The sequence below is a fragment of the Flavobacterium sp. GW823-FHT06G12 genome (genome assembly GCF_058794775.1).
Window position 1 is genome coordinate 88,892 of sequence record NZ_JBXAHE010000002.1, and the last position, 23,478, is coordinate 112,369.

Here is a 23,478-nt window from a genome sequence, read left to right on the forward strand (position 1 = left end):
ATTGATAACCCAAATCACAAAAAATAGTTTCAAATTGTAAGTTATGAAAATCAACTCCCTTTTAATTGAAATTGACGGAATCGACAAAGAAATTCTTCGCTATCTAATGGACGATGCCCGCAAACCAATCTTGCAAATAGCTAATAAAATAGGGATTTCTGGAGCGGCAATTCACCAAAGATTAAAAAAACTAGAACAATCTGGAGTTATTTCTGGTTCTAAGTTTACCGTTAATCCAAAAGTTTTAGGCTATAACACTATGGCTTTTGTTGGAGTTTATCTAGACAAAGCGTCTAGAAACTCAGAAGCAGTAAAAGAACTTAGAAAAATACCCGAAGTTTTAGAATGTCATTACACTACAGGAAACTGGTCAGTTTTAATTAAAATCATCTGTCGTGACAACGAACATTTGATGCAACTTTTAAATAACAAAATCCAAGCTATCGAAGGGGTTTCTAGAACAGAAACTTTTATTTCTTTAGATCAGCAAATTGATAGACAGATACAGCTTTAGAATTAGATAATGTGTCAATTTGATAATTAGATAATTTTATACTAGTTGTTATCCTAAGCAAAGTCGAAGGGCTTAATTATCTGTAAACACTTCAACTTCGCTCAGCCTGACAAACTTGATAAAAAAACAAAACCCGACAGATTTTAAAAACCTGTCGGGTTTGCTATAAATTATCTAATTGACTAATTATCTCAATTATAAAATTAATTCCTTCTGCTTCCAGAGTAAATTGATATATAGTACAGCAACGTTGCAATAGAACCAATTGCCGCTACTACATAAGTTCTCGCAGCCCATTTTAAAGCATCTTTTGCTCCTGCTTGTTCTTCTTGTGTTAGCATGTGTTTATTTTCTAACCAGGCCAAAGCGCGATTACTTGCATCATACTCTACAGGAAGTGTAACAATCGAGAACAAAGTCGTTGCCGCAAAGATGATAATTCCAACTAATAATAGTCCCGGAAAAACTTTAATCATAAGAATTCCTGCTATCAAAATCCACTGTACGAAGTTTGAAACTACACTTACAACTGGCACTAATTTAGAACGCATTGTTAACCATTCGTAACCAATTGCGTGCTGTACAGCATGACCACATTCGTGCGCTGCAACGGCTGCGGCGGCGGCATTTCGATGGTTATATACAGCTTCACTTAAATTTACTGTTTTATCTGATGGATTATAATGATCTGTTAACTGACCTGGAACTGAGATAACGCGAACATCTGTAATTCCGTTATCGGCAAGCATTTTCTCAGCGATTTCGCGTCCGCTCATTCCGTTTCTTAATTGCAACTTCGAATACAATTCAAATTTGCTCTTCAGCTGCGAACTTACCAGCCAGCTGAACAACATTATAGCTCCAGCAATAATTAAATATCCTGATCCCATTTTTTTCTGTTTTTAGATTGATTTTTAAATTTACAAAACAAACTGCAAAATGCGAACCATTTTAACAAAATGCCATTTTGACATTTTTCTACCATTTTTGACTTAATTCAGCATGTTGTTTTTGAGCAGAAAAGCAATTAATTCTGCCACATTTTTCATTTTATACTTCTGAAGGATATTTCTACGATGCGTTTGAACGGTTAAAAAACTTAAAAACAAATCATCTGCTATTTCTTGAGTCGATTTTCCTTGAGAAAGCAAAAGGGCAATATCGCGCTCTCTTCGGCTTAAACCCGGAATTCTTTCTAAATCTTCAGACAAAGGCTGACTAATTATCGTTTTTACTTCTTCGCTAAAAACAATTTCACCATCAATTGCTTTGTAAATACATTCTTTAAACTCATCAAAAGAAGCATTTTTAAGAATATATCCATTTCCGCCGTTCTGAATAAACTGCATCACCAAACTTCTTTCAGATTGGCTGCTCATACCTATAATTACAATTTTAGGATGTTTTTGTTTGATTGTTTTACATAAATCGACTCCATTTATAACAGGCAGAAAAATATCCATTAAAATCAAATCTACATTATTGTCTTCGATATAATCTAAAAGTGCAATTCCCGATTCGAATTTTTCTACAATTTCTATATTATCTAGATCCGACAACAGGCCTACAATTCCAGAAATCACAATCGGATGATCGTCTACTATTACCGTTTTATGCTTCATAATCATGATTTGGGTTATATTTTAATTCGATATAAGTTGAAGTTCCTTTTCCAAGAACAGAATCAATTTCTAATTTTCCGTTTAAAAAAGCCACGCGGTTTTTAATATTTCTCAAGCCCATTCCATCTCTTTTTTCTGCATGATCAACATTAAAACCAATTCCGTTATCTTCCACCGTAATAAAAAACACATCTTTATTCTGCGAACAGGAAACCAGAATCTGGGAAGCTTTTGCATATTTTAAAGAATTATTTAAAAGTTCCTGAATAATCCTGAAAATCATTATTTTAAAATGCTGGGGCAAGGTTGTTTTCTTAATCAAATACTGAAATTCGATAGTTGTTTCTGGTGTCGAATGCGAAGCGCATAAATCTCTTAACGCATGTTCAAGCCCTAATTTCATCAAACTTTCAGGCATCAGATTTTGAGAAATATTACGAAGCTCTTTTATCGAATCGTTCAACATTCCGTTTATATTCGGGGCATTTTCATTGTTTTCTCGTTCTGCAAGATTCAAATGGATTTTAAGGCCAGAAAGCATACTCCCAAGTCCGTCGTGCAAATCTCTCGCGATTCTTTTGCGTTCAATTTCTTCCCCTTCAATTAAAGCGTTTGAAATAGATAATTTCTGCTGATTCTCTAATGCTTCGAGTTCCTGTTTGTGGTTTACCTCTTTTTGAAAACTTATCTTTTTCTGATAATTATTCCAACTCCACAAAAACAAAACCGTCAAAAACAATACAAACGAAAGCACCGCAAAAAGCATCATATTCAAACGATTATTATTCACCTGCAAAACCGCTTTTTCATTCTCAGATTGCAGCAGACCAATTTTCTTTTCGCTTTCTGCTTTTTTGTATTTCGCTTCAAGTTCTACAATTTCACTTTTTAGCTTGGCATCGTTTAAACTGTCGTTTATGACATTGTATTTGTTTGAATAAAAATAAGCTTTCGGATATTCTTTTGTCGCGTTGTAAACTTTAGACAGTTCTTTGTAATAATTCTTTTTGTCTACAATAAAAGGTGTTTTTTCTATCAGATATTCTAAATTACTTTTTGCTTTGTCATAGTTTTTCAGTTTAAAAAGCACTTCGTATTCTGCAAATTTCAATCTGTTTACTGCAATAGCATTCTGATGACTTTCTGCCGATTTAATTCCTTTATTAAAACTTACCAATGCTTCATCGTGTTTATTTTGTTTGGCATAGTAAAGTCCTTCCGAATAAAAATAAGAATCATTTAAGTTAGATGCGGGATATTTTTCTAAAATCGAATAAGCTTTATCCAAAATTTCCTTAGCGTCGTAAAAATGTTTCAGTTCAACTAGATTTTCAGCATTTATAATATACGTTTCCATCTTAGACTCTGCTAAAGTTGCAGATTTTATAGTGGCGCTTTCAATATACTTTTGTGCTTGATCTAGATATTCAGCCGCTTTTTCACGTTCATCATTATTCATAAAAATAATGGCAACAGCTTTATTTAAAGCACTGATTAATTCGTAATCGCCACTTTTTTTAGCAATCGGAATGGCTTCATTTATAAGCAACTTCATATAAGCATTCTCATTATTTTTTCGTTGCTGCATAATGCCATAATTCTGAAGTATAATGGCGCGAAGCTTATAAGCTTCTTTATTACGATATTTTTTGAGTTTATCGTTTGCTTCAAGCAATGCTTTTTCAAAACCTTCCAAATCGCCTTTTTCTATAAAACTGGAAGCGTTATAAAAAATCGAAGCATCTTTTAAAAAAGGATATTTAACTTTTAATTTATTCGCCTGTTCAAGATATTCTTTCGATTTTTTAGCATCCTGTGCCATCAAAAATAGTTTTGATAATCTAAAACTATTTAAACTTTTGACACTGTCTGATTTTGTGTTTTTTGTGATCTTAACAATACTGTCAACATAAACAGTATCATCATCTAATGAAAGAATTACTTGCGAATGAGAAATTACAGTGAAAAACAAAAAAAATAAAATGGCGTAGAGTTTCTTCATAAATGTGGCATTTACTCAAAGTTATTAAAGCTTAATGACTTTCAAAAAGAAATAGTACTCTTTTACCTGATATCAGGTAATAAAAAATACATTTTATCAGGTATTGTCCTCTCGTAATTAAGGGGCTAATTTTGTTATAAATCTGAATATTAATTAAAAGATATAATATGAAATCAATTTTGAAAACCTTAGCAATTGTAATGACTCTTGCTTTTACAGCGGTTTCTTGCAGCAGCGATAATGATGATAATGGCAAAAACAACTCAAGAGACGTTAAATACGAAATAACTGGAAATTATACAGGAACAGCATCTGTTACATATTTTGAAAAAGGCGGCAATGGATTGAATGAAGATCTTACTACACTACCATGGACTAAAGAATTCACTGCAGAAGAAAAATCTATAGGAGCTTCTTTAAGCGCTAGCGGATACGGTGGTGTTGCTGGACAAACATTAACTGGAAAAATTTACATTGGAGGAAAATTAGAGAATGAATTAACTGCGACAGCAAATAGTGAGGGAATAATCGTATTACCTCTTACACCGTACGTTTTTGGACAATAATTTATAGAAATTTAGAATTTAAATTTTTGTTTTTGGTAAAAAAGCTTCGTATTTCACGAAGCTTTTTTTATGCATCTAATTGATCGCTTACTTCTTCAAACTTTTCTATTAAATTGTCTATTTTATTTCGCTGTTTTTTGACTTGTTTCGGACGAAGGTAAAACCAATTAAAAAGCATCCAAAACAATGTAAATCCGTACATTAGACTTGCTCCTATAAAATTCATTTTGCTCGCATATTCATACAGATACAAACAAAGGCCGAGTGTAAGTACAATAAAGTAAAAACTCATCATTTTGGTTTGCAAAAACTGTTGTTTCTTTTTTATCGAAATTAGTTTTTGAAGATATTCCTGATTGGTTTGAGTAGAATCAATGTTTTTATAATCGCTCAATAATTTATTATAAACAAATACGTAAACGACCATCGCGAGAATAGTAAGCACAATTCCTATTTTAGTAGAGATGAACTGAGGCTGAAAAAATATCCAGATAAAAATTATAATCGCACATGTTGCCAAAAGCATAATGTTAGTCATCCATAAACAGCGTAAAGCCGTTTTTTTAAACTTGCTTAATCTCGTGAGCAAATCGCTCATATCTGGCTGGCTTATGGATTGTTTTTTCCATAAATCTTTAAAATCTATATTGCTATCGTTGTTCATTTTCTTTAAATTTTTGAGTCAGTTTTTCTTTTATTCTGTGAATTTTCACTCTAACATTGGCTTCAGAAAGTCCGACGATTTTAGCAATTTCCGTTTGTTTGATATCTTCTAACTCTAACGAAATGATGATACGATCGGTTTCTGGAAGCTCGGCGATACATTTATACAAAAATTGAATCTGTGGCTCGATTGAATGTTGTTTCTCTTCTGAAAGATGAATCGGAAGTTCGGATTTCGGGAAACGCTTTTGCTTCTCTATTTGTCTCAGGCAATTATTAGAAGCAATTCTAAAAATCCAAGTCCCGATTGTTGATTCATTTCTAAAAGTTTCCAGTTTTTGCCAAACAATTATAAACGTCTCCTGAGTCAAATCTTGGGCTGCATCGTAATCGTTTACGAAACCCATGCATAGTCTAAAAATTCGATCCCAATACGTATTGTAGATTTGTTCAAATTCCATTCTTACTGTTTTAAAAAAGTACTTAACTGCCCTAAATACCAAGCCGTGTCATCGTACATAATAAAATGAAGACCCGTTGTGGCATATTGAAAATTAGCCGTTTTTAAATTTCGATACTGACCTTCAATCGCTGGTTTTAAATTTATAAAATAAGATTCTAACAAAATTAATGCTGGACATTTAATCTGCGTTATTCTTTCTCTTAAATCAATATTGAAAAAGTCACAATACATTTGACCAAAAGTTGTTCGATCTGATTTCACACTCCAATCCACCACCATATCAAGCTTAGTCGTATCAGCTAAAAGGCTTGGCATTGTCTTTTTTTGCATATCATAAAACTGATCATTGGTCATTCCCGTCATTTGGTTTACAGTCGTAGAACAATTGTTATTCATTTTTGATTTGAAAGCAGGATCGTTTATCGCGGCCAGACAAGGAACAGCATCTACAACCACAATTTTGCTAATCAAATCTGGGTAATCGGCAGCAAGTGCAAGTGCAAGAGCACCACCCATACTATGTCCGATTAAAATTGGCTTTTCAATTTGATTGTCTTTTATATAATTGGCAATTCCAGTTTTCCAGTTTTCAAACGAGGCATTGGGCTGTGGTTTTCTCCCTGCAAAACCAGCCATTGTGAGTGTATAACAAGTAAATTCATTTTCGAATGTTGCTCTGGTTTCATTCCAAACATCTCCAGAAGAAGCAAAACCAGGAATAAATATAATAGATTGATCTCCGCTTCCCGTTTTTAAAACTTCAAACGGAAATTGTTTGGTTTGGCCGAAAACATTTAAACATAATGCCGAGAATAAAAATGCAATAATTAAGATGATATACTTTTTCATTTTTAATAGTTTTAAGTTGTTAATTAAATCGGATCCGTGCTTTTGATACGGAAGCTATTAAAATGTTACAACGGAAATGAAAATTTCAATGAAAAAAATCCAAATTCCAATGTTGGTGAGGGTTTTTAACCGCAAAGAAAGCAAAGGTTTACGCAAAGAACGCGAGTTTTTTTGCTCTCAAAGACGCGAAGTCGCAAACTTTTCCGCCACGAATTACACGAATTTACACGAATTTTTATTTCGAAAAATACATAGTTTATCTTTTCGATGAAGGAAACTAGAGCGATAGCGAAATGACAAACTGTACGCATTGTCAGTCTGAGCGAAGTCGAAGACCACGCGAGAAGCTCCGCAAACTGAATCGCCAATCTTTGTCGAGTTTCGCGTGTGATCCTTCGTTCCTCAGGATGACAAACTAAGCGTTTTTAAAAATAAAAATTCGAGAAAATTAGTGCAATTCGTGGCAAAAAACTAAACACAAAAAAAAATCCCAAACCCCAATCGTAAAATTGGAATTTGGAATTTTTATATTGAAAATTAATTTGGTTATCCTACCAAATTGATGATTTTTCCAGGAACAATAATCACTTTATTTGGCGTTCTTCCATCTAAGTGTTTTTGTGTTCTTTCGTCTTTCATCACGATTTCTTCGATTTGTTCTTTAGTTAAATCTAAAGGCAATTCGATTGTGAAACGCATTTTTCCATTGAAAGAAACTGGGTATTCTTTATTAGTTTCAACTAAATGTTTTTCTTCAAAAACTGGAAAAGCAACTTCTGAAATTGAAGTTGTATGTCCTAACTGAGACCATAATTCTTCTGCGATATGCGGTGCATAAGGCGAAACCAAAATTGCCAACGGTTCTAAAATCGCTCTTGAATGACAGTTTTGAGAAGACAATTCATTTACACAAATCATAAACTGAGAAACCGAAGTATTGAAAGAGAAATTCTCAATATCTTCTGCAACCTTTTTAATCGTTTTATGCAACGATTTTAAGTTGTCTTTTGTTGGTTCGTCGTTGTTTACGATTAAACCATTATCATCAAAATACAATCTCCATAATTTTTTCAAGAAACCAAATACTCCAGAAATTCCAGCAGTATTCCAAGGTTTTGCTTGCTCTAAAGGACCTAAGAACATTTCGTACAAACGCAATGTATCGGCACCATATTCAGCACAAATATCATCTGGCGTAACCACATTATAATATGATTTCGACATTTTTTCGACTTCACGGCCTACAATGTATTTTCCGTTTTCATCTAAAATAAATTCTGCTGTATTGAAATCTTCTCTCCAAGCTTTGAACTTTTCAATATTCAATTCGTCAGAAGAATTCACGAAATGAACATCAACGCGAATTGGCTGTACATTTTGACCTTCAATTTTATTTTTAGATACAAAAGTATTCGTTCCTTCCAATCTGTAAACATAAGCCGTTGTTCCTAAAATCATTCCCTGATTGATCAGTTTTTTGAATGGTTCTTCGGTTGGTGCCAAACCTTTATCTTTTAAGAATTTATTCCAAAAACGAGAATACAATAAGTGACCAGTTGCGTGTTCGCTTCCACCAATGTATAAATCTACATTTTCCCAGTAAGCCAAAGCTTCTTTGCTTGCAAATTCATTTTCATTGTGTGCATCCATATAACGCATCCAATACCATGAACTTCCTGCCCAACCCGGCATTGTATTTAATTCTAAAGGAAAAATCGAAACATTGTCAACTAAATCTGTATTGACAACTTTATTTTGTTTTGTATCCCAAGCCCAAACTGCAGCGTTTCCTAATGGCGGCAAACCATCTTCAGTTGGCAAATATTTCTCTACTTCTGGCAAAATAATTGGCAAATGCTGTGTATCGATCATTTTTGGTAATCCATTCACATAATAAACTGGGAACGGTTCACCCCAATAACGCTGACGAGAGAAAACAGCATCACGCAAACGGTAATTGGTTTTACCTTTTCCTTGACCAATTTCTTCTAATTTAGCAATCGCTTTTTTAGTTCCTTCTTTATAATTCAATCCATTTAAGAAATCAGAATTTGCGATTTCAACATTGTCTTTAGATCCATAAGCAGCTTCAGAAATATCAACATTTGCGAAAATGTTTTTAATTTCCTGCATTCCATTCTGACCTTTAAAGAAATTAGCAAAAGCATAATCTCTTTCGTCTCCACAAGGAACCGCCATTACAGCACCAGTTCCGTAACCTGCCAAAACATAATCACCAATCCAAACCGGAATTGGTTCTTTTGTAAATGGGTGTTCTGCATAAGCTCCAGTAAACGCACCAGAAATAGTTTTTACATCGGCCATACGTTCACGCTCTGAACGTTTTGCTGTTTTTTCGATATACGCTTCAACAGCTTCTTTTTGTTCTGGAGTTGTAATTTTAGCAACCAAATCATGTTCTGGCGCCAAAGTCATAAAAGTAACCCCAAAAATAGTATCAGGACGAGTAGTAAAAACCTCGATTACTTCATCATGATTTTTTACATTAAAAGTCACCAAAGCACCAACCGATTTCCCGATCCAGTTTCTTTGAGATTCTTTGATTGACTCACTCCAGTCAATATTATTTAGACCTTCAAGCAAGCGTTCGGCATAAGCAGAAATTCGCATACTCCATTGTGTCATTTTTTTTCTTATAACAGGAAAGCCTCCACGTTCTGAAACTCCGTTTACAATTTCATCATTTGCCAAAACAGTTCCTAAGCCTGGACACCAGTTTACTTCAGTTTCTGCCAAATATGTTAATCTATACTGTAAAAGAATTTTTTCTTTTTGATCTTCAGAATAAAAATTCCATTCGTCAGCAGTAAAAATCGCAACATTGTCATCGCAAACTGCTTCGACTAATGCATTTCCACTTTCTTCAAAAACAGTTACCAACTCAGAAATATCAAAAGCTTGACCTTGTTTTTTGCAATACCAAGAGTTGAACAATTGGATAAAAATCCATTGTGTATGTTTGTAATAATCTGGGTTTGATGTACGCACTTCACGTCCCCAGTCAAAAGAAAACCCAATCTTATCTAATTGTTTTCTATAACCAGCGATTTGTTTTCCTTCTTTATCAACACCTCCATCAATATTTACACGAGTTGTATCTTCTGGACGCTGACCTGTTTGAATTGCATATTGTTCTGCTGGTAATCCGAAACTATCGTATCCCATTGGATGCAAAACATTGAAACCTTGATGTCTTTTGAAACGAGAATACACATCTGAAGCAATATAACCCAGCGGATGTCCTACGTGTAATCCTGCTCCAGATGGATAAGGAAACATGTCCAGAACATAATGTTTCGGTTTTTCGGAGTTATTTTTTGCTGCAAAAGTTTGATTTTCTGCCCAATATTTTTGCCATTTGGCTTCAATTTCGTTTGGATTGTACTTCATTTCTAAGCGACTAAGATTCTAAGTTACTAAGGTTCTAAGCTTTTCACTAAATTAATTAAGCCGCAAATTTACATTTATTGCGGATTGTAGCAAAGCTATTTCACTGACAAACAAATAAAATAACAAAATACTTATTTTTAATTACGTAAAAATACTTATATTTACATCAAAAATACGTATATCATTTATTTTACAAATCAATTTCTTAAAAGAAGGAAAGAATATTTTTATTAACTAATCATTATTTTTACAAAAGTCATTAAGGGAATAAAAATGAATAAGGATAAAAAATATTCTGTTGAAGTTCGTGTTTGGATCGAAGAAACTGAAGGTGCGTTTTTAGGAATTGGTAAAATCTGGCTTTTAGAAAATATCCGAAAAACAGGATCAATTACAAATGCCGCGAAAGAAATGAAAATGGCATATAGGCAAGCTTGGCAATTGGTTGAAGAAATGAATCAGCGGGCAGAATCTCCATTGGTAGAAAAACTTCTTGGCGGAAAAGGAGGCGGCGGTGCAAAATTAACTGAAGCAGGAGAAAGAGCCATCGAAGTTTTTTATGACGTTGAAAACCGTATTAAAGAATTTGCCAAAAAAGAAACTCAAAATTTAAAATTTTAAAATCAATCCTATTCTAAAAAAAACGATTAACCAAACCCTTTTTTTCAACAAGCAGTATTCATTTTAAAACATACTGAAAAACTATTTTTATATGAAACCAAAATTATTATCCTTTCTGCTTTTTCCACTCATCGGATTTGCACAACAAAACAATTCGAAAGCCACAGATTCCCTCAAGATTTCAAATGTCTTTAATCTTGGAGAAGTCATTATTACCAATCAACAAAACAAAGACACTTTAAACCGAGTGACTTCAAAAACAATGGAATCACAAAATAAAATGGAGGTTTCGAAAGCTTTGAACCTATTACCAGGAATAAGCTTAACTGCTTCTGGCCCAAGAAATGAATCGATGGTTTCTGTTCGCGGTTTCGACTTAAGACAGGTTCCGGTTTATATGGACGGAATTCCCGTTTATGTTCCGTATGACGGTTATGTAGATTTGGCCAGATTTACCACTTTTGATTTAGCTGCAGTAGATGTTTCTAAAGGATTTTCATCTGTACTTTACGGACCAAATTCGCTTGGAGGCGCGATCAATCTTGTTTCTAGAAAACCTTCTAAAAAATTAGAATATGATGCCACTTTAGGAATGATTAATGAAAACGGATATCGAGGAAATGTAAATATCGGTTCGAAAATAGGTAAATTCTATTTTCAAGGCGGGTTTTCTTATTTAGACCGTGATTCTTTTAGAATGTCTTCTAATTTTGTTCCGACAGCAAATGAGAATGGCGGACAAAGAGACAATTCGTATCGAACAGACCAAAAAATCAGTTTTAAAGTTGGATGGACTCCAACTGAAAAAAGCGAATATGCAATTGGCTACATCAATCAGCAGGGCGAAAAAGGAAATCCTGTTTATACGGGATACGACACACAAAATTCACTTTTGCTAAAACCTCGCTATTGGCAATGGCCAAACTGGGATAAAGAAAGTTTTTATTTTATTTCTAATTCTGCTTTTGATGATAAAAACAGTTTCAAAACCAGATTGTATTTTGACCGATTTAAAAACACACTCGATAGTTACGACGATTCTTCTTATTCGACACAAACAAAACCGTATGCTTTTGAAAGCATTTACAACGATTATACCTTTGGAGGAAATCTGGAATACAACACTAAAATAATTCCAAAAAACGATTTAAAATTTGCCTTTCAATTTAAAGAAGATGTGCATCGCGAGAACAATCTTGGTGAACCAGTTCGCCATTTTATAGACAATACGGTTTTAATTGGAATTGAAGATCTTTACAAAGTCAATTCAAAATTTACTGTAATTCCTGGCGTTAGTTACAACATTCGAAAAAACTTGGAAGCCGAGGATTACAACAGCACAGCAAAAACAATTTCAGATTTTCCAGATGCTGGAGCAAGTGATGCTTTTAATGCGCAAGTTGGACTTTTCTATCAGCTAAATAATCAGCAAAAACTGGGTGCAACCATTTCTCAGAAAACCCGATTTGCAACAATAAAAGACCGATATTCGTATAGAATGGGAACAGCAATTCCGAATCCAGATTTAAAACCCGAAAAAGCAATTAATTATGAATTGAATTATACCGCAAATCTTTTCGAGAAAATCACTTTTCAAACAGCGCTTTTCTACAGTTCACTTTCAGATGCAATCTTAAACGTAAGCAATGTTGAACCAGGAAAATCGCAAATGCAGAATTTTGGTGAAGCTGATTATAAAGGGATAGAAGCGCAACTGAATTATGCAATTTTAGAAAACCTCTCATTAAATTTGAATTATACTTACATCGAAAGAAAAAACATCACCAATCCAAATATTCATTTTACAGATGTTCCAAACACAAAAGTAATGGGAACTTTAGAATATAGTCCAATCAAAATTCTTCGATTAATTGCCAATACCGAATTTAATTCGCCTCGTTTCAGCACAAGTTATGGCGCAAGAGTTCCAGATTATACGCTTCTGAATTTATATGTTTCTGGCAAAATATCTAAAAACTTCAGTCTTGATGCTGGTTTGAATAATATTTTCGATCGAAATTACAGTCTTGTTGAAGGATATCCAGAAGAAGGCCGTAACTTTTTTGTGACACTTCGTTTTTTCAATTAATTTTCAAAGGTGTTAAGAAACTAGGTTTTCTTTCTTCCAATATTTGCTAAAGTTCGCAAAGCTTCTATCGTTAAAAGCTCTGCGAACTTTGCGTTATTAACATTCGAGCATAAAGAAATCTTTACGTACTTTGCGGTTAATTCAACTTTTTATTCCGGAACGAATCGTACATTTATGGGATAAAAGTTCGTTATTAACTTTAAATAAAGAAATTCTTTATTATTTTTACCACATAATTTAAGCAGACTATGAGTTCTAACTTTGATAAATTTCAAAAACGCAGGTTAATTTCCTCTTATTTTTCGGTAGTATTAAGTGTATTCTTGGTTTTATTCCTTTTGGGAGTACTAGGATTATTCATTATCAATTCTAAACAGTTGGCTGACGATTTTAAAGAAAAAATTGCGATGACCGTTTTTTTTAAAAATGAAGCAAACGACAGTGTTATCAAAGCATTTAACACCGAACTTAAAAGAGCTCCTTTTGCCAGATCTTTTGTTTATGTAACCAAAGAGAGAGCTGCAAAAGAACATACAGATATTATCGGAGAAGATTTCTTAACCTTTTTGGGAGAAAATCCTTTATTGAATTCATATGACATTCACTTAAAAGCAGATTATGTAGAGAGAGACAGTATCGTAAAAATCGAAAGCCGTTTCCGCAAAAATGCTATGATTTCAGATATCGTTTACGACAAACAATTGGTAAATCTTGTAAATGACAACATCAGAAAAGTAAGTATGTGGATTTTGATTATTAGTGGTTTCTTGACTGTAATTGCTGTTTTATTAATCAATAGTTCGCTTCGTTTATCCATTCATTCAAATCGTTTCATTATCAAAACCATGCAAATGGTTGGTGCTACAAAAGCGTTTATTCGTAAACCGTTTGTAATGCGAAGCGTAAAACTTGGAATGCTAGGCGCAGGTTTGGCTATTATTGCTTTAATCGCACTTTTGCTTTATGTAGACACTAATTTCCCTGGTTTAGGAATTCTAGAAGACAAAGCTTTAACTGGTTTAGTTTTAGTTGCCGTTTTTGGATTAGGAGTTTTAATTACTTGGGTAAGCACGCATTTTGCAACACAACGTTTCTTAAATTTAAGAACCGACGATCTTTACTAATTTTTGATTTTAGATTGCAGATTACAGATTTTAAAAAAAATGCCTTCGACTTAGCTCAGGCTGACAAACATATAAAGATGAAAAACAACAATAATAAAGAAGAACAACAAGTTCAAAAACAGGAATTCCTTTTTGACAGCATCAATTATAAAATTTTATTGATTGGTATTGTTGTAATTGCGCTAGGATTTATTTTAATGTCTGGTGGAGGAAGTAAAGATCCAAATGTTTTTAACGAAGACATTTTCAACTTTAGACGTATTCGTTTAGCGCCAACAACTGTTTTAATCGGTTTTGGAATCACGATTTATTCTATATTCAAAAAATCAAAATAATACAAGGTTTATAGATTTTAGACACTGAGCAAAGCGAAGTAATCAATCTGAAATCTAAAATCTGAAATCTAAAATTCTAAATGAACACATTACAAGCTATTGTTCTTGCCATTATTGAAGGAATTACAGAATTTTTGCCTGTTTCTTCAACGGGTCATATGATTATTGCCTCTTCGTTTTTCGGAATCGCACACGACGATTTCACTAAACTTTTTACCATTGTAATTCAGCTTGGTGCAATACTTTCGGTTGTTATTTTATACTTCAAACGTTTCTTTCAAACTTTTGACTTCTATTTCAAACTTTTAGTTGCTTTTATTCCTGCCGTTGTTTTAGGATTATTATTAAGCGATTTTATTGATGGCTTATTAGAAAACCCTGTAACTGTTGCGGTTTCTCTTTTAATTGGTGGAATTATTTTATTGAAAGTAGACGAATGGTTTAATAATCCAAATACAGCTGAAACTTCACAAGAAATCAGTTATTTGCAAGCTTTTAAGATTGGATTGTTTCAATGTATTGCTATGATTCCTGGAGTTTCTCGAAGTGGAGCAAGTATCGTTGGGGGAATGTCCCAAAAATTATCAAGAACTACAGCTGCAGAATTTTCATTTTTCTTAGCCGTTCCGACTATGTTGGGTGCAACTGCAAAAAAATGCTACGATTATTACAAAGCTGGTTTTGAATTATCTCATGATCAAGTAAACATGTTGGTTATTGGAAACATTGTTGCTTTTGTTGTGGCACTTTTAGCAATAAAAACTTTCATCGGATTTTTGACTAAAAACGGATTTAAAGTTTTTGGTTATTACCGAATTATTGCCGGAATCATTTTATTATTGATTCACTTTTTCATTCATCCGCTTACTATTATATAATGACACCCGAAGAATATTTAGAAGGTCAGGTTTTATTGATTGACAAACCTTTAAAATGGAGTTCATTTCAAGCTGTCAATAAATTAAAATACCTTTTAATTAATAAAGTTGGACTTCCTAAAAAGTTCAAAATTGGCCACGCAGGAACTTTAGATCCATTAGCAACAGGACTTTTATTGATCTGTACAGGAAAATTCACTAAAAGAATTTCAGAACTTCAAGGTCAGGCAAAAGAATATACGGGAACTTTTTATATTGGAGCCACTACTCCATCGTACGATTTAGAAACTGAAATCGATCAAACTTTCCCAACCGATCATATTGATGAATCTTTAATTCATGAAACGGTAAAACAATTTTTAGGAGAAATCGACCAGAAACCGCCTATTTTTTCTGCTATTAAAAAAGACGGTGTTCGTTTATACGAACATGCTCGCGCTGGAGAATCTATTGAAATTGAAAGCAGAAAAACTACGATTCACGAATTTGAAATTACAAGAATTGCATTGCCAGAAATAGATTTTAGAGTAGTTTGCTCTAAAGGAACTTACATTCGTTCACTTGCTTACGATTTTGGGAAAGCAATGAATTCTGGTTCGCATTTAACCGTTTTACGCCGAACAAAAATTGGTGATTACGATGTGAAATATGCTATTGATATTACCTTATTTGAAGAGAGCTTTAAATAGCTAAAAATAAAAAGCACATTACTATTGTTTGAAAAAGTAATGTGCCAAGCTCTTAAGAAAAGTAATTTTATCTCATACTCATCTCGATTTAATAGTGAGGCACATTTTTCCCTCCGAACAAAAATTTAGAAAAGAAATCATAAAACCTTTCGAATAACTTTTTCATAATAGTGTACTTTTAATTGTTGAACATTAAATAAACACCAGTAAAAAGAGTAAATCTGAAAGTTATAATAGAAGTGGGTTAGCTTCACTAAGTTACGAAATTCTATTTAAGATAAAAAGACTTTAAGATAATTTTATCAACCAAAACATCTGCTTATCAACACATTATCTTGCTAAAGTCTATTATATTTAATGTTTTCCATAATTTCGACCAATTCTTCCTGAACCGAAATTCCTTTATCTGTCAAATACCATAACTGTAAGTCGGTTTTTATTTTTTCGTCGATAGCGCCAACCTCTCTTTTGTGTTTCGCCATTAATTCGGCAGCTCCTTTTGGTCTTGGTCCCCAATCGGCGCGTACAATTCCAGCTTCTTTACAAATAACAATTACTTTTGGAATCGCTCTTCCGCCATTGGTCAAATAATGATTCATTAAATCATCATTTTCATCTCGAAACGCAATTCTCAAATCGATTTTTTTATGAGAAGCAAGAGCCATTTTATTCAAGATGGGAAGAATTTGCGCTGCATCTCCGCACCAGCCTTCAGAAAGCACAAGCCAGATATAGTGATTATCTAAGTTTTGAAGTTTCTCTGCGACAGCATCTGAAATAGAGATCGTTTTTTCTAGCCTATTCATTCTAGCTTCATTCAATTTGGAATAATTGATAAGACTTTCAGATTGTTCATTGCCCGTTGATTTTCCCTCCTTCAACAAATCAGTTACTATTTTTCTGTATTCAGCATAAGAATGACTATTGAATAATGCTTTGGCTACGATGCTTTTCATTTTTTTATTTTTTTTAGGATACAATAAAAATACAAAATTTAGGAAGACGGAGAAAATGACATTTGTCACATTTAAATTAAATAACTGCAAAGTCGCTTTAAACCTAAAATTGCACCAAGAATTAATTTTTTGCAAACATTATTTTTAAAAATCAGAATATGTCTATATTTGCACAAATTAACGCAACACACACATGAAATATAAAAGAATTCTTCTTAAACTTAGCGGCGAGGCCTTAATGGGTGATTTACAATACGGTATTGACCCGAAAAGATTAGGCGAATATGCAGATGAAATCAAGCAGATTCACGACAAAGGAGTAGAAATTGCTATTGTTATTGGAGGAGGAAATATTTTTAGAGGCGTTGCCGGAGCAAGCTCAGGAATGGACAGAGTGCAAGGAGATTACATGGGAATGCTTGCAACTGTTATTAACGGAATGGCTTTGCAAGGCGCTCTTGAAGATAAAGGAATGAAAACACGTCTGCAGACAGCTTTGAAAATGGAATCTATTGCAGAACCATACATTAAAAGAAGAGCTGACCGCCATCTTGAAAAAGGCAGAATTGTAATTTTTGGTGCCGGAACTGGAAATCCTTACTTTACAACTGATACTGCTGCTGTTTTGAGAGGTATCGAAATTAACGCTGATGTTATCCTTAAAGGAACTCGTGTTGATGGTGTTTACGATTCTGATCCAGAAAAAAATGCTTCGGCTGTAAAATTTGATTTCATCTCATTTGATGATGTAATCAAAAAAGGATTAAATGTAATGGATACAACTGCCTTTACTTTAAGCCAAGAAAACAAACTGCCAATCGTTGTTTTTGATATGAACAAAATAGGAAACTTATTGAAAATTTGCGCTGGCGAAAACATTGGAACTGTAGTAAACATATAGTCATCAGTAACAGCTTTACAGTCACACAAGACTTTAACTGAAAACTGAGAATGAAAACTGAAAACTAAAGAAAAAATGACTGAAGAAATAGACTTTATTTTAGAAAGTACTGAGGAATCTATGAATGGTACTATTGCACACTTAGAGAAAGAATTTCTTAATATTCGTGCAGGGAAAGCTTCTCCAGCTATGCTTGGAGGTGTTTTTGTAGATTATTACGGATCTGCAACACCGCTTTCTCAGGTATCTAAAATTAGTGTTCCAGATGCTAGAACAATTACATTGCAGCCATTTGAAAAAAATATGCTGCAAGCAATTGAAAAAGCAATCTTGATTGCTAACATTGGTTTTAACCCAATGAATAATGGCGACATGATAATTATTAGTGTACCGCCATTAACAGAAGAGCGTCGTCGTGATTTGGCAAAACAAGCAAAATCTGAAGCCGAAGATGCTAAAATCGGTATTCGTAATTCTCGTAAAGATGCTAATACTGACATCAAAAAATTAGAAAAAGAAGGAACTTCAGAAGACATCTGTAAATCTGCAGAAGAAGAAGTTCAGAACTTAACAAACTCTTACATTAAAAAAATTGATGAGTTATTGGCTGCAAAAGAAGCTGAAATCATGAAAGTGTAATCTGAGATTGAGATAAAAATAAAAAATCCGTTTGGTTTATTGTACCAGACGGATTTTTTTATTGCTATTTTTGCATACGAAAATTAATTTCTTTTCGTTTTTGAAACTATATCATTCTGTATGAAGCTATTTTGTTTTTTGACTTTGTTTTTTACGCTTACCCTTCAAGCGCAAATTCAAATAAACGGAATCGTAACCGATTCAAACAACAAACCTCTTCCGTTTGCCACCATTACCACTTCAGAAAACAATAACACAATTACAGATGTTGATGGTAAATTTATTTTTAAAATTAGCAGTTCTGCCACGTCACTTACTGTTTCTTATATAGGTTTTCAGACTAAAACTATTGCTTTAATCAATACTAAAACTTTTTATTCGGTAGCACTTTTACAGCAGACAGATGACTTAAAAGAAGTTGTGGTTTCTAATGAAAACCCTGCATTAACTATAATAAAAAAAGTTATTGCTAATAAGTCGATCAATGATCCGCAGAAAAAGCTTGATAATTTTGAATACAAAACCTACAACAAACTTATTGTAACCGCAAATCCCGATTCGATTGACGGACGTATCGATACTTCGGCGGCGTATAAAGATTTAAATAAAAAAATCATCAACATCGATTCGTCTGATTATAAGTTTAAAGAAATTGTCAGTAAGCAGCATTTATTTCAAACAGAGAAAGTTTCTCAATATCAATTTGGAAACAACAAGTTAAAAGAAACCGTTTTAGGAACCAAAATTGCTGGTTTCAAACAGCCTATTTATGAAGTTTTAGCTTTCAACCTTCAATCTATTTCGATTTACGATTCTAAATACGAATTGTTCGAAACTAAGTATGAAAATCCTATTTCGAAAAATGCACCTTCAAATTACAATTACAAACTGTTAGACACTGTTAGCATTAAAGGCCGTGACACGTATATGATTTATTTCAAAAATAAGTCAAGACACAGAGCTTCTGGATTAGAAGGAGTCTTATATATCGATAAAGAAAATTTTGCTGTCGCGAAAGCTGTAATGCGAATTAAAGGTGTTTTGGATATCAGTGGGATACATGAATTTGAATATATTCCGAAAGAAAAAATATGGTTTCAGAGCAATACCACTTTCAAAATCGTAAAAGGAAAAAATGATGATGATATAAGAATTCTTGGAGGAACCATTCAATTTGATGGAGACGTTGAAGAGAATTTTGAATCGCGAAAAAAAGTAGCTTCAGATTTTACTTATCTGCTTTCTGAAAGTAATAGTTTTGATATTCGTGTTAACACCAATAACCCGATAAAAAACCCATCTCTTTATATCGAAATTAAAGACGATGCGGCAAAAAAACCAGAAAGTTTCTGGGAAGCCTATAGAAAAGAAAATCTTGATTTAAAGAGCCAGAAAACATATCTGCTATTAGATAGTCTTTCTATTCGAAATCGAATCGAAAAACGTTTGGGAATTGGCCGAAAAATAATTAATGGCTTCTACCCGATTGGTCCTGTCGATTTGGATTTGAAAAAAATCATAAGCTATAACAATTACGAAGGTTTTCGTCTTGGCATAGGCGGTATTACAAATGACCGTTTATCTAAAAATTTCCGCCTTGAAGGCTATACCGCTTACGGAACAAAAGATGGTGTCTTTAAATACAGCGTTGGAGGTGGTGTTTTATTAGACAAACATACCAATACTTGGTTTAATGGCTATTATGCCGACGATGTTCGAGAAATTGCAAGTACTGTCTTTTCAGTTGATAGACGTGTTTTTAAAATTTACGATCCTCGTCCGATCAATATTAGCACATTTTATGAATATACGGGATGGAGAGGAAATGTTCAAACCAAATTTATTCCGAAAACGGAGGCTATTTTGGAGCTTTCGCGAAATTATATCGAGCCAAAATTCGATTATCTTTTTAATCTTAACGGAAAATTATATTCCAATTATGTTATGACCACAGCAATGCTTTCTATTCTGTGGGCGCCTTTTAGCAATTACATGCAAACTCCGACAGGAAGAACTGAAAGCGATAAAAAATTTCCTAGGTTTACTTTCCAATACACACAATCTTTGCCAAATGTTTTTGATAATGATTTTACTTTTAGCAAAATAGATTTTAAAGCAGAATACGAAAAACAGTACTTAAATCGTCAAAAAACAAGTTTGCTTTTACAGGCAGGTTATGCAATGGGAGATGTTCCAATTACGCATTTGTACAATACAGCTCCAAATAACTTAACTAAAGAAACCGTTATTCAGCGTATCACTTTTGCAGGAAGAAACTCTTTTGAAACCATGTATTTTAATGAGTTCTTCTCGAGCCAATATCTAATGTTTCAAATTAAACATGGTTTTGACCGAATTACACTTTTCAAAAAAGTGCGGCCATCTCTTGTTATAGTTTCTAGAATGGCTTGGGGAAGTATGGAAAAACCGGAACAACATGTTGGCCCAACTTACAAAACACTCGATAAAGGTTATTTTGAATCGGGAATCGAATTAAACAGAATTTTTAAGGGTTTTGGTTTAGGCGGATTTTATAGATACGGGCCAAATCAGTTAATGAAATTTGAAGATAATATTGCGGTTAAGATTTCTTATGTTCTTGATTTGGGACTTTAATTTCTAAAATTCGAAATTTTAACTTACAATCTTTGGACATACAACTTTGTCAAAGTTTAAAACTTTGACAAAGTTTTGCGCCCTATAAAAAATCCCAAACTCCAATAGGTAAAATTGGAATTTGGGATTTTTATTTATTAAAATTTTAAAACTTTATGGTTTAAGAATTAAAACCGATGGTGAGTTATTCAGCCAGATACTTTGAGATTCTATTAATTTTTTCCAACTATCTAAACTGATAATCATTAGATCTTGGCTTTCTAAAAATTCTTTCTTTAGTGTTCTGTCATTCATAATCATGATATGATTGGGTGCAATCTGCTCGATAGAACGAATTGTTTCCTGAATTTCTCTAGTATTATTCACTTCTCCTCCAGCATCTAAAACCGTAATTTGAGAACCGTTGTTATTAATTAGCTTTTTAGCATATTCAATTAAAAAAGCATCTTCTTTACTAAAAATCGGCATCAAAACCTGATTAACTTCCTCTAGATCTTTATCAATAAAAATTCCAACCGGCATTTTAGATTTTAAGATAATATGGCGCGTTCTTTCATCAAACGGATTATTTTCAAACAAACCTTCTTTTCCTGTAAACTTATCAATCAAACGATCTGGATTTACAATTCTGGTTGTAAACCCAAGTATTTTACCAAGCAAAGTTCCATCAAAAATAGATTGTCCCAAACCAACCAGCAATAAGTCATATTCACCCTGATTTGCTGTATCGATAATATCCGAATCAATATCACTAGAAACTTTATGCAAACTCACCATATCCTGATTTAATGCGTGCGATTCTTCAATTACCGGAAGCAGCATTTTTTTCTCATGCTCTTTCACATCAAAAGAATGTATTTCGGTACTTAAAGACAAATGCATTGCCGTTACAATCGAATTATCAGCTTGTTTTTTCACCAAACTATTCGCAATTTTAAGCAGTTTCTTTCCTTTTTCTGGAGTTGCAAACGAAAGCAGAATCTTGTATTTGCTTTTGCTTCCTATTTCCTGCTGAACGGCTGTTATTTTATCTTTAAAAATAAATTCGATAAAATCTAACGCTGGTCCTGTCATAAAAGTAGTCACCAACGCCATAATTACCATCATAGTAAAAATTTCTGCTGACAATACTCCCAGATCATAACCGATATTTAAAACTACCAATTCCATTAAACCTCTTGTGTTCATCAAGGCACCAATAGCCAAACTGTCTTTCCAGTTTTGTCCCATAAATTTGGCAGCCAAAGCACTTCCGAAGAATTTACCAACTACAGCAACCAAAATAATTAAACCTGTAATTTTCCATAATTCCGGATCATTCAGCAATCCTATTTGTGTACGCAAACCTGTAAACACAAAGAACAGTGGCAATAGAACAATAATTGAAACGTCTTCAACTTTTTCGATAAATAAGTTTCTGAATTTGTTGTTTTCTGGCATAATTGCTCCAGCAAGAAAAGCTCCAAACAGAGCATGAATTCCAATTAACTCAGATGCATAAGCAGAAATTAAAAGTGTAATAAAGAAAATGGCAACAACGGGTTTATTTAAACTTTCTCGAGTTGCATTTAAATCTCCTACCCTTTTTAAGAACGGACGAACGATTTTTAGCATTATAATTACATACAAAATTGCCATTCCGATTACGTATAATGAACTCGAAAGCGAACCTGCTTTTACAATGGCAATAACAACAGCCAAAATACACCAAGCCGTAATGTCATCTGCAGCGGCACAGGTAATGGCAATAGTTCCTAATTTTGTTTTCTGCATTCCGCGTTCTTGAACAATTCTAGCCAAAACCGGAAATGCTGTAATACTCATGGCAATTCCCATAAATAGTCCGAAAGAAGAAAACTCAACTCCCAATGGAGCATACGTTTCATAAATAAAAAAGGCAAGCGATAGACCTAAAGCAAATGGAATTACAATACTTGCATGGCTGATTACAACGGCATCATGCGCTTTGTTTTTCAAGACTTTCAAATCCAATTCCATTCCGATAACGAACATAAACAGAATTAAACCAATCTGACTTAAAAACTGTAAATTTCCTAAAGATTCTTTTGGAAATAAGGCTGCTGAAAACTCTGGAAAATACATTCCGACCAAAGAGGGTCCTAAAACAATTCCGGCAATCATTTCGCCAATTACCGACGGCTGTCCGATTTTTCTAAAAAACCATCCAAACAAACGCGCCACTAAGATGATCGTCACGATCTGTGCCAATAAAATGGCTAAAGGATGCTGCAGGTTTTCGATCATCGAATGAAGAAAGTCTTTCCAATGATTGCTTTCAACACTTTTCTTTACAATATTACGTCCTACTTCTAATGAGGCGCCTTTTGAAATTACCCAATATATTAGTGCGGTAAAGCCGCCAATAACTGTTACATAAAATACAGAGTTCTTTATATTATTCATAAACTCGTTCTTTAGATTTAATTAACGCAAATATCCGTACTGTGAATTTAGTGAAAAAGCAATTCACTTGTTAATTTCGATCGCATGTAACAAGTCGGGAAAAAATTGTAATAAGT

General features: G+C 33.5%; 20 protein-coding genes. 11 read left to right on the top strand and 9 right to left on the bottom strand.

The window, feature by feature from the left end; genetic code table 11:
- Positions 1–43: 43 nt before the first annotated feature.
- A complete protein-coding gene (locus tag AC1Q5Z_RS07265; RefSeq protein WP_111365821.1) occupies positions 44–514 on the top strand; it encodes an Lrp/AsnC family transcriptional regulator in 471 nt (156 codons plus the stop codon).
- 203 nt (positions 515–717) lie between these two features.
- On the opposite strand, the gene AC1Q5Z_RS07270 is transcribed toward AC1Q5Z_RS07265, so the two are convergent.
- From AC1Q5Z_RS07270 to AC1Q5Z_RS07280, 3 genes are all read right to left on the bottom strand, one after another.
- Positions 718–1,404 (bottom strand): zinc metallopeptidase, encoded by a 687-nt coding sequence (locus AC1Q5Z_RS07270; RefSeq protein WP_492444160.1) that lies wholly within the window; start codon positions 1,402–1,404, stop codon positions 718–720.
- Positions 1,405–1,506: 102 nt separating this feature from the next.
- A complete protein-coding gene (locus tag AC1Q5Z_RS07275; protein WP_492444162.1) occupies positions 1,507–2,136 on the bottom strand; it encodes a response regulator transcription factor in 630 nt (209 codons plus the stop codon).
- Complete coding sequence (locus tag AC1Q5Z_RS07280) at positions 2,126–4,138, bottom strand: ATP-binding protein (RefSeq protein WP_492444164.1); 2,013 nt, start codon at positions 4,136–4,138, stop codon at positions 2,126–2,128. Before AC1Q5Z_RS07280 ends, AC1Q5Z_RS07275 begins: the two co-directional genes overlap by 11 nt.
- Before the next feature lie 167 nt (positions 4,139–4,305).
- Here AC1Q5Z_RS07280 and AC1Q5Z_RS07285 point away from each other — a divergent pair, with 167 nt between their 5' ends.
- Positions 4,306–4,704: an MmpS family transport accessory protein gene (locus tag AC1Q5Z_RS07285; RefSeq protein ID WP_198855435.1), complete on the top strand. Its 399-nt coding sequence runs from the start codon at positions 4,306–4,308 to the stop codon at positions 4,702–4,704.
- A 67-nt stretch (positions 4,705–4,771) separates the two neighbouring features.
- On the opposite strand, the gene AC1Q5Z_RS07290 is transcribed toward AC1Q5Z_RS07285, so the two are convergent.
- From AC1Q5Z_RS07290 to leuS, 4 genes are all read right to left on the bottom strand, one after another.
- The gene (locus tag AC1Q5Z_RS07290) at positions 4,772–5,368 is read right to left on the bottom strand and encodes a hypothetical protein (protein ID WP_198855434.1); all 597 of its coding nucleotides are present in this window, start codon (positions 5,366–5,368) and stop codon (positions 4,772–4,774) included.
- Positions 5,355–5,828: an RNA polymerase sigma factor gene (locus AC1Q5Z_RS07295; protein WP_198855433.1), complete on the bottom strand. Its 474-nt coding sequence runs from the start codon at positions 5,826–5,828 to the stop codon at positions 5,355–5,357. The genes AC1Q5Z_RS07290 and AC1Q5Z_RS07295 overlap by 14 nt, the downstream gene beginning before the upstream one ends.
- 2 nt (positions 5,829–5,830) lie before the next feature.
- Positions 5,831–6,679 (bottom strand): alpha/beta fold hydrolase, encoded by an 849-nt coding sequence (locus tag AC1Q5Z_RS07300; protein WP_492444166.1) that lies wholly within the window; start codon positions 6,677–6,679, stop codon positions 5,831–5,833.
- Between the two features lie 546 nt (positions 6,680–7,225).
- Positions 7,226–10,090, bottom strand: a complete 2,865-nt coding sequence (gene leuS, locus AC1Q5Z_RS07305) for a leucine--tRNA ligase (RefSeq protein WP_492444168.1) — start codon at positions 10,088–10,090, stop codon at positions 7,226–7,228.
- A 273-nt stretch (positions 10,091–10,363) separates the two neighbouring features.
- On the opposite strand from leuS, the gene AC1Q5Z_RS07310 reads away from it, so the two are divergent.
- The 6 genes from AC1Q5Z_RS07310 to truB all read left to right on the top strand — a co-directional run bounded on the left by AC1Q5Z_RS07310 (position 10,364) and on the right by truB (position 15,826).
- Positions 10,364–10,711, top strand: coding sequence for a winged helix-turn-helix domain-containing protein (locus AC1Q5Z_RS07310; protein ID WP_198855430.1), 348 nt, complete (start codon positions 10,364–10,366; stop codon positions 10,709–10,711).
- Between the two features lie 91 nt (positions 10,712–10,802).
- A complete protein-coding gene (locus AC1Q5Z_RS07315; RefSeq protein ID WP_492444170.1) occupies positions 10,803–12,800 on the top strand; it encodes a TonB-dependent receptor plug domain-containing protein in 1,998 nt (665 codons plus the stop codon).
- 248 nt (positions 12,801–13,048) lie between these two features.
- Positions 13,049–13,924, top strand: coding sequence for a cell division protein FtsX (locus AC1Q5Z_RS07320; RefSeq protein ID WP_198855428.1), 876 nt, complete (start codon positions 13,049–13,051; stop codon positions 13,922–13,924).
- Positions 13,925–14,001: 77 nt separating this feature from the next.
- Positions 14,002–14,259, top strand: coding sequence for a DUF3098 domain-containing protein (locus tag AC1Q5Z_RS07325; protein WP_198855427.1), 258 nt, complete (start codon positions 14,002–14,004; stop codon positions 14,257–14,259).
- An 80-nt stretch (positions 14,260–14,339) separates the two neighbouring features.
- On the top strand, positions 14,340–15,137 hold the full coding sequence (locus tag AC1Q5Z_RS07330; protein ID WP_198855426.1) for an undecaprenyl-diphosphate phosphatase: 798 nt from the start codon (positions 14,340–14,342) through the stop codon (positions 15,135–15,137).
- Positions 15,137–15,826 (top strand): tRNA pseudouridine(55) synthase TruB, encoded by a 690-nt coding sequence (gene truB / locus AC1Q5Z_RS07335; protein WP_343589259.1) that lies wholly within the window; start codon positions 15,137–15,139, stop codon positions 15,824–15,826. Before AC1Q5Z_RS07330 ends, truB begins: the two co-directional genes overlap by 1 nt.
- Before the next feature lie 338 nt (positions 15,827–16,164).
- Here truB and AC1Q5Z_RS07340 read toward each other — a convergent pair whose 3' ends face one another.
- Positions 16,165–16,782, bottom strand: a complete 618-nt coding sequence (locus AC1Q5Z_RS07340) for a thioredoxin family protein (protein WP_343589258.1) — start codon at positions 16,780–16,782, stop codon at positions 16,165–16,167.
- Between the two features lie 193 nt (positions 16,783–16,975).
- Between AC1Q5Z_RS07340 and pyrH the strand changes: the two genes are divergently transcribed.
- From pyrH to AC1Q5Z_RS07355, 3 genes are all read left to right on the top strand, one after another.
- Positions 16,976–17,683 carry a UMP kinase gene (gene pyrH, locus AC1Q5Z_RS07345; RefSeq protein ID WP_144217214.1) on the top strand — a complete coding sequence of 236 codons (708 nt, stop codon included), beginning with the start codon at positions 16,976–16,978 and terminating at the stop codon, positions 17,681–17,683.
- 75 nt (positions 17,684–17,758) lie between these two features.
- Positions 17,759–18,322, top strand: coding sequence for a ribosome recycling factor (gene frr, locus AC1Q5Z_RS07350; RefSeq protein ID WP_095928306.1), 564 nt, complete (start codon positions 17,759–17,761; stop codon positions 18,320–18,322).
- Between the two features lie 120 nt (positions 18,323–18,442).
- Positions 18,443–20,938 carry a DUF5686 family protein gene (locus tag AC1Q5Z_RS07355; RefSeq protein ID WP_198855423.1) on the top strand — a complete coding sequence of 832 codons (2,496 nt, stop codon included), beginning with the start codon at positions 18,443–18,445 and terminating at the stop codon, positions 20,936–20,938.
- A 153-nt stretch (positions 20,939–21,091) separates the two neighbouring features.
- Here the strand turns inward: AC1Q5Z_RS07355 and AC1Q5Z_RS07360 are convergent, their stop codons facing one another.
- Entirely contained in the window at positions 21,092–23,362 is a 2,271-nt protein-coding gene (locus AC1Q5Z_RS07360; protein WP_492444175.1) for a cation:proton antiporter, read from the bottom strand.
- Positions 23,363–23,478: the final 116 nt, after the last annotated feature.

Bases quoted from the DNA above. Each gene is read 5' to 3' on its own strand.
- AC1Q5Z_RS07265 (WP_111365821.1), top strand. From the start codon at position 44: ATGAAAATCAACTCCCTTTTAATTGAAATTGACGGAATCGACAAAGAA.
- AC1Q5Z_RS07270 (WP_492444160.1), bottom strand. From the start codon at position 1,404: ATGGGATCAGGATATTTAATTATTGCTGGAGCTATAATGTTGTTCAGC.
- AC1Q5Z_RS07275 (WP_492444162.1), bottom strand. From the start codon at position 2,136: ATGAAGCATAAAACGGTAATAGTAGACGATCATCCGATTGTGATTTCT.
- AC1Q5Z_RS07280 (WP_492444164.1), bottom strand. From the start codon at position 4,138: ATGAAGAAACTCTACGCCATTTTATTTTTTTTGTTTTTCACTGTAATT.
- AC1Q5Z_RS07285 (WP_198855435.1), top strand. From the start codon at position 4,306: ATGAAATCAATTTTGAAAACCTTAGCAATTGTAATGACTCTTGCTTTT.
- AC1Q5Z_RS07290 (WP_198855434.1), bottom strand. From the start codon at position 5,368: ATGAACAACGATAGCAATATAGATTTTAAAGATTTATGGAAAAAACAA.
- AC1Q5Z_RS07295 (WP_198855433.1), bottom strand. From the start codon at position 5,828: ATGGAATTTGAACAAATCTACAATACGTATTGGGATCGAATTTTTAGA.
- AC1Q5Z_RS07300 (WP_492444166.1), bottom strand. From the start codon at position 6,679: ATGAAAAAGTATATCATCTTAATTATTGCATTTTTATTCTCGGCATTA.
- leuS (WP_492444168.1), bottom strand. From the start codon at position 10,090: ATGAAGTACAATCCAAACGAAATTGAAGCCAAATGGCAAAAATATTGG.
- AC1Q5Z_RS07310 (WP_198855430.1), top strand. From the start codon at position 10,364: ATGAATAAGGATAAAAAATATTCTGTTGAAGTTCGTGTTTGGATCGAA.
- AC1Q5Z_RS07315 (WP_492444170.1), top strand. From the start codon at position 10,803: ATGAAACCAAAATTATTATCCTTTCTGCTTTTTCCACTCATCGGATTT.
- AC1Q5Z_RS07320 (WP_198855428.1), top strand. From the start codon at position 13,049: ATGAGTTCTAACTTTGATAAATTTCAAAAACGCAGGTTAATTTCCTCT.
- AC1Q5Z_RS07325 (WP_198855427.1), top strand. From the start codon at position 14,002: ATGAAAAACAACAATAATAAAGAAGAACAACAAGTTCAAAAACAGGAA.
- AC1Q5Z_RS07330 (WP_198855426.1), top strand. From the start codon at position 14,340: ATGAACACATTACAAGCTATTGTTCTTGCCATTATTGAAGGAATTACA.
- truB (WP_343589259.1), top strand. From the start codon at position 15,137: ATGACACCCGAAGAATATTTAGAAGGTCAGGTTTTATTGATTGACAAA.
- AC1Q5Z_RS07340 (WP_343589258.1), bottom strand. From the start codon at position 16,782: ATGAAAAGCATCGTAGCCAAAGCATTATTCAATAGTCATTCTTATGCT.
- pyrH (WP_144217214.1), top strand. From the start codon at position 16,976: ATGAAATATAAAAGAATTCTTCTTAAACTTAGCGGCGAGGCCTTAATG.
- frr (WP_095928306.1), top strand. From the start codon at position 17,759: ATGACTGAAGAAATAGACTTTATTTTAGAAAGTACTGAGGAATCTATG.
- AC1Q5Z_RS07355 (WP_198855423.1), top strand. From the start codon at position 18,443: ATGAAGCTATTTTGTTTTTTGACTTTGTTTTTTACGCTTACCCTTCAA.
- AC1Q5Z_RS07360 (WP_492444175.1), bottom strand. From the start codon at position 23,362: ATGAATAATATAAAGAACTCTGTATTTTATGTAACAGTTATTGGCGGC.